This is a genomic window from Thermococcus sp. 5-4 (genome assembly GCF_002197185.1).
GTDB lineage: Archaea > Methanobacteriota_B > Thermococci > Thermococcales > Thermococcaceae > Thermococcus > Thermococcus radiotolerans.
Map to the genome: position 1 here is coordinate 1572097 of NZ_CP021848.1, position 13709 is coordinate 1585805.

At 58.1% G+C, this 13709-nt stretch carries 22 protein-coding genes; 18 read left to right on the forward strand and 4 right to left on the reverse strand.

What is annotated here, in order from left to right:
* The first annotated feature begins 44 nt into the window (after positions 1-44).
* The 18 genes from CDI07_RS08700 (at position 45) to CDI07_RS08785 (ending at position 11616) form a co-directional block, all read left to right on the forward strand.
* Positions 45-572, forward strand: coding sequence for an NADH-quinone oxidoreductase subunit C (locus tag CDI07_RS08700; RefSeq protein ID WP_088181241.1), 528 nt, complete (start codon positions 45-47; stop codon positions 570-572).
* Positions 569-1864 carry a nickel-dependent hydrogenase large subunit gene (locus CDI07_RS08705; protein ID WP_088181242.1) on the forward strand — a complete coding sequence of 432 codons (1296 nt, stop codon included), beginning with the start codon at positions 569-571 and terminating at the stop codon, positions 1862-1864. Before CDI07_RS08700 ends, CDI07_RS08705 begins: the two co-directional genes overlap by 4 nt.
* Positions 1861-2850, forward strand: coding sequence for a respiratory chain complex I subunit 1 family protein (locus CDI07_RS08710; RefSeq protein WP_088181243.1), 990 nt, complete (start codon positions 1861-1863; stop codon positions 2848-2850). Before CDI07_RS08705 ends, CDI07_RS08710 begins: the two co-directional genes overlap by 4 nt.
* The gene (locus tag CDI07_RS08715) at positions 2847-3272 is read left to right on the forward strand and encodes a 4Fe-4S binding protein (protein ID WP_088181244.1); all 426 of its coding nucleotides are present in this window, start codon (positions 2847-2849) and stop codon (positions 3270-3272) included. The genes CDI07_RS08710 and CDI07_RS08715 overlap by 4 nt, the downstream gene beginning before the upstream one ends.
* Before the next feature lie 250 nt (positions 3273-3522).
* Positions 3523-4026: a Na+/H+ antiporter subunit E gene (locus tag CDI07_RS08720; RefSeq protein WP_088181245.1), complete on the forward strand. Its 504-nt coding sequence runs from the start codon at positions 3523-3525 to the stop codon at positions 4024-4026.
* A complete protein-coding gene (locus tag CDI07_RS08725; protein ID WP_226996565.1) occupies positions 4002-4322 on the forward strand; it encodes a cation:proton antiporter in 321 nt (106 codons plus the stop codon). Before CDI07_RS08720 ends, CDI07_RS08725 begins: the two co-directional genes overlap by 25 nt.
* Entirely contained in the window at positions 4319-4672 is a 354-nt protein-coding gene (gene mnhG / locus CDI07_RS08730; protein ID WP_088181247.1) for a monovalent cation/H(+) antiporter subunit G, read from the forward strand. Before CDI07_RS08725 ends, mnhG begins: the two co-directional genes overlap by 4 nt.
* Entirely contained in the window at positions 4669-4932 is a 264-nt protein-coding gene (locus CDI07_RS08735) for a hydrogenase subunit MbhD domain-containing protein (protein WP_088181248.1), read from the forward strand. Before mnhG ends, CDI07_RS08735 begins: the two co-directional genes overlap by 4 nt.
* Entirely contained in the window at positions 4929-5201 is a 273-nt protein-coding gene (mbhE, locus tag CDI07_RS08740) for a hydrogen gas-evolving membrane-bound hydrogenase subunit E (protein ID WP_088181249.1), read from the forward strand. Before CDI07_RS08735 ends, mbhE begins: the two co-directional genes overlap by 4 nt.
* Entirely contained in the window at positions 5198-5665 is a 468-nt protein-coding gene (locus CDI07_RS08745) for an MnhB domain-containing protein (protein ID WP_088181250.1), read from the forward strand. Before mbhE ends, CDI07_RS08745 begins: the two co-directional genes overlap by 4 nt.
* A complete protein-coding gene (locus tag CDI07_RS08750; RefSeq protein WP_088181251.1) occupies positions 5658-6023 on the forward strand; it encodes a sodium:proton antiporter in 366 nt (121 codons plus the stop codon). Before CDI07_RS08745 ends, CDI07_RS08750 begins: the two co-directional genes overlap by 8 nt.
* Positions 6020-7573: a proton-conducting transporter membrane subunit gene (locus tag CDI07_RS08755; protein WP_088181252.1), complete on the forward strand. Its 1554-nt coding sequence runs from the start codon at positions 6020-6022 to the stop codon at positions 7571-7573. Before CDI07_RS08750 ends, CDI07_RS08755 begins: the two co-directional genes overlap by 4 nt.
* On the forward strand, positions 7570-7923 hold the full coding sequence (locus CDI07_RS08760) for a hydrogenase (protein WP_088181253.1): 354 nt from the start codon (positions 7570-7572) through the stop codon (positions 7921-7923). Before CDI07_RS08755 ends, CDI07_RS08760 begins: the two co-directional genes overlap by 4 nt.
* Positions 7924-8370, forward strand: a complete 447-nt coding sequence (locus tag CDI07_RS08765; protein ID WP_088181254.1) for an NADH-quinone oxidoreductase subunit B family protein — start codon at positions 7924-7926, stop codon at positions 8368-8370.
* A complete protein-coding gene (locus CDI07_RS08770) occupies positions 8367-8921 on the forward strand; it encodes an NADH-quinone oxidoreductase subunit C (RefSeq protein ID WP_088181255.1) in 555 nt (184 codons plus the stop codon). Before CDI07_RS08765 ends, CDI07_RS08770 begins: the two co-directional genes overlap by 4 nt.
* The gene (locus CDI07_RS08775) at positions 8921-10159 is read left to right on the forward strand and encodes a nickel-dependent hydrogenase large subunit (protein WP_088181256.1); all 1239 of its coding nucleotides are present in this window, start codon (positions 8921-8923) and stop codon (positions 10157-10159) included. Before CDI07_RS08770 ends, CDI07_RS08775 begins: the two co-directional genes overlap by 1 nt.
* Positions 10156-11121: a respiratory chain complex I subunit 1 family protein gene (locus tag CDI07_RS08780; protein WP_088181257.1), complete on the forward strand. Its 966-nt coding sequence runs from the start codon at positions 10156-10158 to the stop codon at positions 11119-11121. The genes CDI07_RS08775 and CDI07_RS08780 overlap by 4 nt, the downstream gene beginning before the upstream one ends.
* 3 nt (positions 11122-11124) lie before the next feature.
* Complete coding sequence (locus CDI07_RS08785; protein ID WP_088181258.1) at positions 11125-11616, forward strand: 4Fe-4S dicluster domain-containing protein; 492 nt, start codon at positions 11125-11127, stop codon at positions 11614-11616.
* 6 nt (positions 11617-11622) lie between these two features.
* Here the strand turns inward: CDI07_RS08785 and CDI07_RS08790 are convergent, their stop codons facing one another.
* The 4 genes from CDI07_RS08790 to CDI07_RS08805 form a co-directional block, all read right to left on the reverse strand.
* Positions 11623-12135: a ferritin family protein gene (locus CDI07_RS08790; RefSeq protein WP_168169249.1), complete on the reverse strand. Its 513-nt coding sequence runs from the start codon at positions 12133-12135 to the stop codon at positions 11623-11625.
* A gap of 140 nt (positions 12136-12275) precedes the next feature.
* Complete coding sequence (locus tag CDI07_RS08795; protein ID WP_394335161.1) at positions 12276-12770, reverse strand: ferritin family protein; 495 nt, start codon at positions 12768-12770, stop codon at positions 12276-12278.
* A gap of 42 nt (positions 12771-12812) precedes the next feature.
* A complete protein-coding gene (locus CDI07_RS08800) occupies positions 12813-12992 on the reverse strand; it encodes a hypothetical protein (RefSeq protein WP_088181261.1) in 180 nt (59 codons plus the stop codon).
* A complete protein-coding gene (locus CDI07_RS08805; protein ID WP_088181262.1) occupies positions 12985-13692 on the reverse strand; it encodes a SagB/ThcOx family dehydrogenase in 708 nt (235 codons plus the stop codon). Before CDI07_RS08805 ends, CDI07_RS08800 begins: the two co-directional genes overlap by 8 nt.
* Between the last annotated feature and the right edge of the window lie 17 nt (positions 13693-13709).

A 13709-nucleotide genomic window follows, 5' to 3' on the forward strand; every position in this document is an offset into this window, starting at 1 on the left:
GCCAGCGCTTTGCGGAGCAAAGGGCTGATTGAGGGGGGTAGGAGATGAACGTTGACGAGTTCGTTAAAGCCTTTGGCGAGAGGTTCCCCGAGGCGGAGGTAAGGGTGAGCGAGAACAAGATGCCCCACCCGAAGAGGCGCGTCTGGGTCGAGATAGACAGGGAGAGGTTCCACGACGCCATGAAGTTCATCAAGGAGCTCGACCCGAAGGCCCAGTTCTCCATCATAATAGGGATAGACGCGGGAGACAAACTCCTCGCCAAGTACCACATGGAGATGTTCTGGGAGGAGGGGGAGAGCCTGTCGCTCATCATAGGTACGAGCGTCCCCAAGGACGACCCCAAACTGCCAACGGTCACGGACATCTTCCCGAGCGCGCTGCCCTACGAGAGGGAGAACCAGGAGTTCCTCGGGCTGTTCTTCGAGGGAATCCCCGACCCAAGGAGGCTCTTCCTGCCCGACGACTTCCCGGAGGGAATCTACCCGCTGAGGCTCGACGAGACCGGAATCAAGCCCGAGATGGTGAAGAACGCAGGACATCCGTACAAAATCAAAAAGGAGGGCTCAAAATGAACGGAAAGCTTGAGTACTGGGTCAAGGTTCCCGTGGGACCCATTCATCCGGCCCTGGAGGAGCCGGAGAAGTTCATCATCACGCTCGATGGAGAGAGGATAATCAACGTCGACGTCAAGCTCGGCTACAACCTCAGGGGCCTGGAATGGATAGCCATGAGGAGGAACTACATCCAGATACTCTACCTAGCAGAGAGGATATGCGGAATCTGCTCCTTCTCCCACAACCACACCTACTCCAGAGCCGTCGAGGAGATGGCGGGCATAGAGGTGCCCGAGAGGGCCGAGTACATCCGCGTGATAATCGGTGAGCTCGAGAGGATACACTCCCACCTGCTCAACCTTGGCGTGGTTGGCCACGCGATAGGCTACGACACGATTCTACACCTCAGCTGGCTCGCTCGCGAGCGCGTCATGGACATCCTCGAGGCCATCGGCGGCAACAGGGTCAACTACTCCATCAACACCATCGGCGGCGTCAGGAGGGACTTAGAAGAGAAGCACGTGCGGGCGATACTCGACATGATAGAGTACTACCGCAACGAGGTCATGCCAAAGATCGAGGAGATATTCCTCTACGACCCGACGGTGGAGGCCAGGCTGAGGGACGCCGGAGTTATACCCAAGAGAATAGCCATCGAGTACAGCGCCCAGGGGCCAACTGCCAGGGGAAGCGGCGTGAAGAAGGACGTCCGCTACAACGAGAAGCTGAGCGTCTACCCTGACCTCGGTGTGAAGCCGATAACGCCCAAGGAGTTCACCGGCGTTGTCAAGGGAGACGTTTTCGACAGGATGGTGGTCCGCGTTGGAGAGCTCTGGCAGAGCATGGAGCTCATTGAGAGGGCCATAGACCAGATGCCGGAGGGCAAGATAAAGGCCGTTCCAAAGGACAACACCCTCCTGTTCCAGCTCAAGAAGGCTGAGGGAGAGGGAATAGGCAGGTATGAGGCGCCGCGCGGTGAGCTCATCCACTACGTCATGGGTCAGAAGGGCAAGGACGTTCCGGCGAAGTGGAAGATGCGCGAGCCCACCTTCCCGAACCTGTTCGCGATAGCCAGGGCGCTGGTCGGCGAGCAGGTGGCGGACGTTCCAGTTGCCATAGCCTCGATAGACCCCTGCCTGAGCTGTACCGACAGGGTCGCGGTTATCGATGCGAACACGGGGAGGAAGAAGGTTCTCACCGAGAAGGACCTCCTGAGGCTCTCGATAGAGAAAACCAGGGAGCTGAACCCGAACGTTAGGGCGAAGCCCGAAGTTGTTGGAGTAGGCTGCCCGAGGGGTGGTGTCCTATGAACGTCCTCTACGCAACGCTCGGATTCCTAGGAGTTTACGCTTACGTCTCCTTCGCTTCACTGCTCTGGGGAGGATTAGACAGGAAGCTGGTTGCAAGGATGCAGCGCAGGATGGGCCCCCCGCTGCTCCAGCCGTTCTACGACTTCCTAAAGTTAGTTAGCAAGGAGTCCATAATCCCGAGGGACGCCAACAGGTTCTTCGAGCTGGCCCCCGTGCTGGCCCTCGCCACTTCGATAGCCCTGCTCGCCTACACACCGCTCGGCTTCGAGCCGCTCTTCGGAACCAAGGGAGACGTGATACTCTTCATCTACCTGCTGACACTCATCGGCTTCCTCAGGGTACTCGGTGCGGTTAGCTCGGGCTCCCCCTACGCCCAGATAGGTGCCCAGAGGGAGATGATAATCCTCGTCTCCAGGGAAGGGCCGATGATGCTGGCACTCTTCACGATACTCTGGCGCCTCAACGAGCTCGGCGTTACCAAGCCGTTCAGCATGGGCACCTTCTACGAGCACAACATCTGGGAGCTCGGAACTCCCTTGAGCCTCATAGGAACTTTCATACTCCTGCTAGTCTTCGTGGCCTGGCTCGCCAGCGAGATCGAGGTGGGCTACTTCGACATCCCCGAGGCGGAGACCGAGCTCGCCGAGGGAACGATGGCCGAGTACAGCGGAAGGCACCTGGCCCTCTTCGAGCTGGCCAATGCGATAAAGGCCTTCGTGAGCGCGAGCCTCGTGGTGGCGATATTCTTCCCCTGGGGCATCTCGGGCTACCTCGGGCTCAGCGGAGTTGCGGCGATAGTCGTCGACCTGCTCTTCCACACCCTGAAGGTATTCGCCGTGCTCTTCGTGAGCATGAGCGTCTTCAGGGCGGTGACGGGAAGACTAAGGATAAACCAGGCAGTGGGCCTGTTCTGGACCAGGATGCTCCCCGCGGCAATAGTTGGGGCGCTGCTGCTGGCGATAGACACCCTGGGGGTGATAGCATGAAGGTTCCGCCAACGCTATCGACGGTGCTGAGCAACCTGTTCAAGAAGCCGGCAACCAACCCGTTCCCGGCCAGCGAGCCCGTTCCAACTCCCGAGGGCTTCAGGGGCAAGCTCGTCTACTACCCGGACAAGTGCGTCGGCTGCAGGCTCTGCGTCATGGTCTGCCCGGCGGGTGTCATAGAGTACGTCCCGGAGGTCAGGAAGGTCACCTTCTGGCTAGGAAGGTGCGTCTTCTGCCAGCAGTGCGTGGACGTCTGTCCGGTGAAGGCCCTAGAGATGAGCGACGAGTTCCTCCTTGCCACGGACGACAAGTACGACGACAACCTCCGCTGGTTCAAGGAGGACGAGATAGCGGAGCTCAAGAAGAAGCTGGAGGAGCAGAAGAAGGCCAAGGAAGCGGCGAAGAAAGAGGGTTCCAAATAGTTACATTTTACTTTTCGCACTTTCCTCCGGCTTTTCTGATGTCCTTTTCTGAGCATCCGTATCCAAGAACATACTACGGAGAGCCGTTTTTTGTACTTATGTAAAGCGTTGTGCCGTTTCTGTTTGTCAAATTTCAGGTTGTTAACCATTTGTTTTAGAAATCCATTTATAAAGATTTAGCCAATGCTCAATTGAGATTTCGGGAAAATACGCCCGATAAGGGTTTAAAACCTAAAGTTGAGGTGGGAAAATGGGGTTTGCCGCACCGTTCCTGTGGTCCCTTATCGTCTATCTACTCCTCACGGCGGGTTCCGGCAACATCATCGCTTGGAGCCCAGGGGAGCTGGTTGCAGGGATTGTAATAGCGGCCATCATCGGCTACGCCACAAAGGACATCATGAACGAAAAGGTGGGCTACTTCTTCAACCCGAAGAGGTGGCTGCTCTTCATAGTCTACGCCATAGGGCCGTTCTTCTTCGCCATGGCCAAGGCCAACCTTGACGTCGCCTACAGGGTCATAACCGGCAAGATAAGACCGGGGATAGTCAAGATATCGCCCGACCTGACCAGGGACGAGAGCAGGACTCTCCTCGCCAACTCGATAACCCTGACACCTGGAACCTTCACCCTGGAGATAGACGAGGAAGGCAACTTCTACGTTCACTGGATAAACGTGCCGCCCGGAAAGGAGAAGCCCACGCCGGAGGATCTGTGTGGGTACCTTCCAAAATGGGCAAGGAGGATTGCGGAATGACGATAGACGGAATGTTCATGTGGGCCATGATACTGCTGCTGTTTTCGGCGACTCTGACGCTCATAAGGCTCCTAGCGGGGCCAACGATACCCGACAGGGCCGTCGCCCTGGATTCCATGACGACGACCACGGCAGGAGCGATGGTCGCCTACGGCGTGATAACCAGACAGGCGGTTTTCATAGACGTCGCTCTCGTCTACGCTGTTCTGAGCTACATCGCGACCCTCTACATAGCCCGCTATCTGGTCAAGAAGAGGGTTGGTATCGCATGTGAATGCGAGGGGGAGGGAACATGATAGAGTGGCTCATCGGGATCTTCCTGGCAATAGGCGTCATCTTCAACCTGCTGGCCAGCGTAGGGCTCCTCCGCTTCCCCGACGTCTACACGAGGATACACGCGGCAACGAAGTGCACGACCTTCGGCACGATATTCATCGTGCTCGCCACGGTAACCTACGCGATATACAGCTACTTCTGGGTTGAGAAGGACCCCTCGTGGATAACCATAGGGATACACTCTGCGCTGGTGGTCATATTCCTCGTCCTCACGAACCCCGTTGGAGCGCACGCCCTCGGCAGGGCAGCCAGGAAGTCGGGAATACTGCCCCACGGGGCGGTTATAGACGAACTGGAGGGTCGCCTATGAACTTCGAGGAGCTCTTCTGGGCGCTTCAGGTTATGGCCGGGCTGGGACTCCTGATAGCAGCAATAGCCGCTGTGAGGTTCAAGAACCTGGTCTCGGCCGTCATTGCGATGGCTGTGTTTAGCCTGATACTCTCGCTGGAGTTCTACATACTGCAGGCACCGGACGTCGCGATAGCAGAGGCTGGAGTTGGAGCGTGCCTCACAACGGCGATGTACCTGCTGGCGATCAAGAAAACCACAGACGAGGAGGTGATAGAATGAGGAAAGCCCTCGGTCTCTTCGCGTTCATAGGCTTCACGCTGTTCCTCCTCGTGGCAGTGGCGAGCCTCAGACCCTTCGGCGAGCCGGTTCACACGGAGATGGACTCCTACTTCATAGAACACGCTCAGGCGGAGGCCTCTGCCAACAACGTCGTCACCAGCATAGTCTTCGACTACAGGGGTTTCGATACCCTCGGAGAGGCCACGGTACTGTTCACAGCTGTTGCGGGCGTGCTGATGGCCCTCAGAAGGAGGGAGGTGAAAGTATGACGACCCTCATCATCAAGACGACCACCCGGTACCTGACGGCGCTCATACTGACGTTCGGAGCCTACATCATCCTCCACGGTCACCTCACGCCGGGAGGCGGCTTCCAGGGAGGAGCCGTCTTCGCCAGCGGTCTGGCGCTCCTAATAGTTGCGTGCGAGGACAGAGCGATAAGGGAGCGGTTCAAGAAGGTGCCCCTGAGCGCCTTTGAGAGCATCGGCGCCCTCGGATTCCTGGGAGTGGCAACCATCGGCTTCATGGGGTACACGTTCTTCAGGAACGTCATAGCCAACAGCGGGTTCCCGCTCTTCGGAGACCCGACCCCGATAGGGATAAACCCAGGCTACCTGAACACGGGCGGAACGCTGCCGTACATGAACATATTCGTCGGAACGAAGGTTTTGGCCGGATTGACCAGCATAATCCTGGTGTTCTACCTCCTCCTGGGGGTGAGGAAGGATGAATAACGTGATTCTAGTCAACCTCCCGTTCATAGTCGTGGCGCTCCTGCTGGCGGTGGGGTTCTACACGGTAGGCTTCAAGCGGAACCTCATCAAGGTCGTCATAGGCATTGAAATCCTTGAGGGAGCCGTCAACCTGTTCCTAATCGCTCTAGGCTACGTCAAAGGCGCCTACGCCCCGATATACACCATGGCACCGAAGGAGGCCGTCAACAACATGGTTCTGCCGACGCCGCAGGCGCTCACGCTGACGAGCATCGTCATAGGCGTCGCGGTCTCGGCCCTGATGCTGGCCTTCGCCGTCAACATCTACGAGCACTACGGAACCCTTGACGTTACAAAGGTCAGGAGGCTGAAAGGATGATCGAGCACCTGCCTGCACTCATGATAGCCGTGCCCCTCTTCGGGGCGTTCGTGGCTCCCCTGCTCAAGAAGAAGGGCAGTGCCCCAGCCGTCTGGGCGATGATAATCACCGGCGTGACGCTGGGAATGGCGCTCCTCCTCGTCAGGGAGGTGCTCGCCCAGGGGATGATGGTGTACGTCTTCGGAGCGGACAACCCGCACCTCGTCCTGCCCTCGGGATACCGGGTCCCGATAAGGATAATATTCGAGGTCGACGCGATAGGGGCCTTCATGGCGCTCTCCGCAACGCTCATGAGCTTCATCGGGGCGATGTACTCCTACAGCCACGTGAGGAACGAGACGGGCCTTGAGAAGTACTACGCACTGCTCCTCCTCCTAGAGGTCGGAATTCTCGGCATGGTCCTGACTGGAGACCTGTTCAACCTCTTCGTGTTCCTGGAGATAGCCGGAATAGCCGGTTCAGCACTGGTCGGCTTCAGAAACTACCGCGGTGAGGCAAGCGAGGCCGGAATCAAGTACCTCATAGTCAGCGCGATCGCTTCGCTGATGGTGCTGTTCTCAATCGGCCTGCTCTACGGCGAGTACGGGAACCTCAACATAGCCTACCTGAGCACCCAGATAGGGTTCAACACCGTTGACATAATCGCCCTCGGAATACTCTTCACGTCCTTCGCGATGAAGTGCGGTTCCGTGCCGACCCACCACTGGGTTCCAGACGCGTACACGGAGGTTCCCTCGGGAATCAACCCCACACTCCTGGTGGCGACCTACGCGAGCCTCTACGCCCTCTTCAGGGTGAGCTTCAGCCTCTTCGGAAAGGTCAGCTCGGGGATGAGCAGCGTCGGCTGGATAATGTGCGTCCTCGGGGTGCTCACCATGTTCATCGGCGTTACGATGGCCCTCGTCCAGAAGGACGTCAAGAGGCTCATGAGCTACCATGCGATTTCGCAGACCGGCTACATGCTCCTCGGCGTTGGCGTTGGCCTGGCAGTCCTCAACGACCCGGCAAAGCTAGCCGCCTTCGGAAGGGACGCGATGGCTGGAGGTATATTCCACATCATCAACCACATCATCTACAAGAGTCTCCTCCTCATGACCGCCGGAGCGCTGTTCTACGTGACCGGAACGAGGAACCTCAACGAGATGGGCGGCTTGGCGAGGAAGATGCCCTACACCACGATAGCCTTCATAGTAGGCGCCGCGGCAATATCCGGAATACCGCCCTTCAACGGCTTCGCGAGCAAATTCCTCATCTACGAGACGTCCTACCAGCTGAGCCCGATATTCGCGATATTCGCAATGGTCACGAGCGTACTGACGCTGGCTTCGTTCGTCAAGGTCTTTGCCTCGGCCTTCCTCGGACCGCCGGTCAAGAAGTACGAGGGGGTAAAGGAGGTTCCAAGGAGCATGGTAGTGGCGATGCTCATCCTGGCGGCGCTGTGTCTGCTCTTCGGTCTGTTCCCGAACGTTGTGCTGGACAAGCTGGTCTACCCGGCGGTTGACGCGCTGCTGAAGCTGGGCAGCTACCAGACGTGGGGTGGTATACTATGACGTGGATTGAGAGCCTTACACTGAACTCCCCGTCGGGATTCTGGAACCCGATAGTCTGGCTGGCCCTCCTCATCGTCTTCGCGGTCATCGGCTACGTAATCTACTCCCGCGGAAACAGGAGCTACAAGCCGAACACCGACCAGGTGAAGCCCTTCCTGAGCGGCAATGAGGTTGAGGACGTGGAGGAAATCCGCGTAAGGGCCGGCGACATATACTGGGGCTTCATCGAGGCACTGAAGGGCTACTACAACGTGCTCATGAGAATGCATACCGGAGACGTCAGGGACTACATCCTATGGTACCTCGGACTCGGTGCCATAATCCTGTTCATCCTCGTGGGGGGTGTGTGAATGGGGAAGCTGACCAACTTTAAACGCTCCCTCTGGGTTTTCCACGCCTCTGGAGGGAGCTGTAACGCCTGCGATATCGAGATCATAGCCGCGTTAACACCGCGCTACGACGTGGAGCGCTTTGGAATCAAACTCGTCGGAAGCCCAAGGCACGCGGATGTCCTCCTCGTAACCGGGGCCATTCCAAGGGACTTCGCCGACAAGCTGAGGCGCATATACGAGCAGATGCCCGACCCGAAGGCCGTCGTGGTCATTGGGAGCTGCGGAACCAGCGGGGGAGTGTTCTACGACTCCTACAACATAGCCGGCCCGATAGACGAGATAATCCCGGTGGACGTCTACGTTCCCGGCTGCCCTCCGAGGCCCGAGGCGATAATAGACGGCGTTGTGAAGGCCTGGCTCAAGATAGAGAAGCTGGAAAAGGAGCTGGAGGGGAAGAAAGAATGAGGGAACCAATGAGCGCGGAAGAGGTCCTCAAGAGGCTCCAGGAGGCGCTCGGGGAGGCCCTGCTCTCCCACGAGGTCAGGGAGTACACGATGGGCGTCAGGAGGAAGAGGACGTACCAAGAGCTCTGGATAGAGATAGACCCGAAGGCCTTCAGGAGAGCCGTCGAAGTCATGTTCGAGCTTGACTACCCGCACCTGCACTTCATAACTGGAGAGGATGACGGAGGCGACTCCCTGAGGATGGTCTACTCCTTCGGCCTGTTCTGGGCCGTTCCCTGGGGAGAGCTCAGCGTCACCATGCGCTTCAACCTTCCGAAGGATAACCTAGTCCTGCCGACGATAACCGACCTGATGCCCGGGGCGGAGACCAACGAGCGCGAGATCAGGGAGATGCTCGGCGTTGAATTCGAGGGCCTGAAGAACAAGAGGCACCTCTTCCTGCCCGACGACTGGCCGGAGGGCAAGTATCCCTGGAGGAAGGACGAGTACGGCGTGGAGGACATGGTGAAACACACCCACAAGAGCGTGAACGAGATAAGGAGGGGTGAGTGATGGCGAAAACCCAGTACTACGTCCCGGTCGGCCCGATCCACCCGGCGCTGAAGGAGCCGATAAGGGTCGAGGCCAAGGTCGAGGGCGAGAGGATAGTTGAGGTGGACGTCAAGAGGGGCTTCGCCCACAGAGGAATAGAATACATGGGCATGAAGAGGAACGCCATACAGACCCTCTACCTCTCGGAGAGGATATGCGGGATCTGCTCGATATCGCACCCCTACGCCTTCGTCATTGGGAGCGAAAAGGCCCTGGGAATAGAGGCCCCGCCGAGGGCCCAGTACATAAGGACGATAATAGCCGAGCTGGAGAGGATTCACAGCCACATACTCTGGCTCGGAGTGGTTGCGCACGAGATGGGCTTCGACTCCCTCCTGTTCTGGACGTGGAAGGGCAGGGAGAAGGTTCTCGACATCCTCGAGCTCCTGACCGGAAACAGGATAAACTACTCCGTCTTCATGATAGGCGGCGTCAGGAGGGACATAACGGAGAGCCAGGCGAAGGCCATAAAGGACATGATAAACTACTACAGGATATTCACAGAGGAAATGAAGGACGTCTTCCTGGCGGACCCCGTATACAAGGCCAGGACGCGGGGAGTGGCACAGCTCTCTAGGGATATGGCGAAGAAGCTCAACGTATGCGGGCCCGTTGCCAGGGCGGCCGGACTGAGGATGGACGTCAGGCAGGACAACCCGTACGACGCCTACGCCGACATCGGGGTCAGGGCAGTGGTTCCCCAGGACATAGTCGGCGAGGCCAGGGGCGATGCCTACGACATCACCCTCGTCAGGATATACGAGATAGAGCAGAGCCTCGACATAATCGAGTTCTGCCTTGATGAGATGCCAGAGGGCAAGATAATGGCCATTCCGAACTACGTGGCGCTTCTGGCAAAGATAAGGAGGAGTGAGGGGGAAGCGATAGGAATGCACGAGGCACCGCGCGGTGAGGTCATCCACTACTTCAAGTACGGCAACAAGCGCGACGGGCCGGTCGTCTGGAAGGTGATAGCCCCGAGCTACAACAACATCAACACGTGGGGACCGCTCCTCCTCGGCGCCGAGGTGGCGGATATACCGATAGTCGTCGCCTACATAGACCCGTGCATGTGCTGCAACGACAGGGTCGCGGTGGTAAGGGACGAGAACGGCAGGCTAATCGACCCAGCGACGCTACACCTGAAGGCGGTTGAAAAAACAAGGAAGCTTAGAGAAGAGCTGGGGGTGAGAGAATGACCCCCGAAACGTTGCTGTACGCCTTCACGTTTCCCCTACTGGGGGTTTTCCTCGGACTGGTCTACAAGGGTGTAGACAGGCGCGTCTCGGCCAGGCTGACCTCCAGGATAGGGCCTCCCATAAGGCAGCCGTTCTGGGACGTTGGCAAGCTGCTCCTGAAGGAGACCGTCGTTCCCGAGAACGCCGTTGCCTGGATATTCAACGCGATGCCCATAGTCTCATTCGCGGCCTCAATGACCCTGCTCCTGTACATACCATTCGGAGTGCTCAAAGCTCCGCTCGAGGGCTACGGAGACCTCGTCGTCATCCTGTACCTGCTGACCCTCCAGTCGCTGGCGATGGCCATAGGCGGCTTTGCATCGGGAAGCCCGTTCTCATCGGTGGGTGCGCAGAGGGAAATGGTGCTCATGATGAGCTACGAGATGCCGCTGGCTACCGTCATAGTCGGCTTCGCCGTGCTCTACAAGAGCTTCTCACTGACGACCATAGCAAGCACACCGGTGTGGGGCGTCGCGGGTCCGCTCGCGGCCATGGGCGTGCTGCTGCTCTTCGTTGCCCTGCTCGTCGTCACGCCGGCCGAGCTGGCGAAACTGCCCTTCGACATAGCAGAGGCTGAGACGGAGATATGTGAGGGTATGCTCGCGGAGTACAGCGGGAGGAACCTCGCACTGTTCTACCTCTCGGACGCGGTCAGGGGCTTCGCCATGGCAGCGCTGGAGGTGGTGCTGTTCTTCCCGTTCACGCTGACGAGCATGCTCAACCTGAACCTAACGGGAACGCCCTACTACGTCGTCGAAGCCCTGTGGTTCCTCTTCAAGGTCATGGTCATCTACCTGCTGGCGATAACGCTGGTCAGGACATCGTTCGCAAGGTTCAGGATAGAGCAGGCGTCCAGGGTGTTCTGGGTCTACGTCAACATAATCGCCCTCGTCGGGCTCGCGCTGGTATGGCTGGGGGTGTGATGCATGGTGAACAAGATGATGTTCGTCCTCCTTAAGCAGCTCGTCAAGAAGCCGGCCACAAATCCCTTCCCGGTCAAACACGCTCCAGCGAACGTCACGGCTTTAATAGAGAAGGTCCAGAAGGGAGAGGTTCAGATAAACCCGCCCGTCCCGGTTCCCGAGGGGTTCAGGGGCAAGCTCGTCTACGACCCGGAGAGGTGCATAGGCTGCAGGCTCTGCATAATGGTCTGCCCGGCGGACGCCATGGAGTGGATACCGGAACTCAAGAAGATAAGGCACTACGTCTCGCGCTGCATGTTCTGCGCCCTCTGCGTTGACGTCTGCCCAGGCAAGAAGTTCCCTGGAGAGGAGAAGGCCGTCAAGGCGCTGAGGATGAGCGAGGAGTTCCTGATAGCTGACTATGACAAGTACAGCGACAACCTGATAGAGGAGCCTCCCGAGGCAAAGGAGCTATTCAAAAAAGAAGTGAAGGAGGCAGCGGAGTCAGAAGGCTAGCGTGAGCTAAGCCTCCATCCCCTTTTTTCTTACCCCGTTTCTGTAGTCGTAATCCCTGATGAGGGATTCAACGGCCCTCTCGTGGAGCCTCTCCGTGGAGCCCAAGTAGGAGAAGATCGCCCTCAGGGTTTCGTCGTCGGCCTTCTCAGCCAGAATCGAGTAAACCCTCTCTGCAACCTCTTCCAGCTCAAGGGCACACTTAAGAACGGCAAAAACGTCGTTCTCACTCTCGAGCTCCCTTATGTCGGAGAGGTCCTCCAACGATGGGCCGTTGACGGCGGGAATCTCCTCCCCGAACTTCCTCGTGTAGAGGGCCCTCAGCTTCTTCTCGTGTCTCCTCGCTTCCTGGCCGAGGAGTTTGAACATATCCCCAACGGCCCCCTCAATCTCCATGCCCCTGGCCTTTTCGGCCAGCTTCTCGTAGAGCAGGGCCTTGTCACCCTCCAGGGATATCCAGTGGGCGAGAAGCTCCCTCAGCGGAAGCTCCTCAAGGAAAGACAATCCTTCGAGATCGACCATCTCACTCACCCAGTAAACCATACTCGGGAGGTTTTATACGGGCTTTGGCACAACCGTCTATGAAAGGAGTTTGGGAGAAAAGGACCGTTGATAAAGGATTTATCAAAAGAGGGGATGTTTTTGAATCGGATTTCGGGGTTTCAGGCCTTTTCCTTTACCAACTCTCTGTACCTCTCCAGGAGCATCTCGTAGTGTCCCCGCTCAACGTCGGCCAGTTTGGAGTAGAGCTCCCTCAGCCGCTCGTCGTCGACCCTCTCCGCGAGCAGCTTGTAGGATTCGTGGGCTATCAGCTCGCTCTCCATGGCAGCCTTCAAAACCTCCTCCAGCTGGTCGGCCCTCTCGAACTCATCGAGAACCGGAAGAACCTCGAGCGGGGGGAGGTCGCTCCTCGGGGCGTTCCCGTAGGTCTCCCTGAACCGGGCCTCAAGCTCGGCGGCGTGGTTCAGCGAGTCCTCGGCCAGCTTCTCGAATGTCTTCACCAGCTCCTCCCCGAGACCCAGGTCCCGGGCGCGTCTCGCGAGCTCGCGGTAGAATTCCGCCTCCTCCTTCTCGCCCTCTATCCAGTACGCAAGGGCGTCCTTGTAACTCAGCTTTGAAAGGGCCTCAACGACCTCGTGAACGTCGTACATTCCCATCCCCCCGTACGGGTAGCACACGGGGCCTAATAAGCTTTAGGTTCATCTAACGAGCCATATCGCTAGGAACATGATGATGTAGGCTATCACGCTGATGACGATGTGGACCTTTATCCATGTCTCCCTGCGCTTCGAGAGGAATATCAGTGCCCCGCTGAGCATGGCCAGGCTCATGAGGGCAAAGGCTGCGTAACCCAGCGTGTAATGGTCCAGGCTAACCACCGGGAACACCCACCGGGAATATGTACAGCGGAACGCCCCCGGCGCCTACTATCTCGGCAACCTGGTCATCGTAGAAGGCCCCAACTGCAACGGTTCCGAGGTTCAGGGCGGTCGCCTGGAGGTAGATGTTCTGGCCTATGTGCCCGGCCTCCATGTGGACGTATCTGACACCCCTTTCACCGTAGTAGGAGGTCGTCCTGGAGTAGTACGCCACCAGGACGATGTCCACCGCCGCCCTCCCGACCCACGACTGGTCCAGCGCGGCCTTCTGGAGGGCCTTCCTCCAGTCCCCCTTCCTCACCAGGATCAGCGTGTGGTTGAAGGGGTCGTAGCGGTATATTCCCTGTTCAAGGCCCTCAACGTTTCCTACCACGACGTAAACCTCGAAAGGATATGTCGCCCCTGCACTCGGGGCCGAGCGGTACTTCCTCGGGTCCGTTATTCCCTGCGCCGCCCACAGGAGCTGGGAAAGCTGCTCAATGGTCAGGGGCTCGTTCCTGTACGAGCGGATGCTCCTCCGCTTTGCTATGGCCTCCTCAACGCTCATCTCCCCAGTCAGTCTCGGCTCGGGAAGAACAACAACCTCACCGGAGATTCTCTCACCCCCCTCCCTCCAAATAACGTAGGGCTTGACGAAAAGAAGAACCGAGGAAACCACGACCAAGGCGATAACCAGGTATGAAACTCGCTTGACGTCCATGTTTATGAATTCGACTT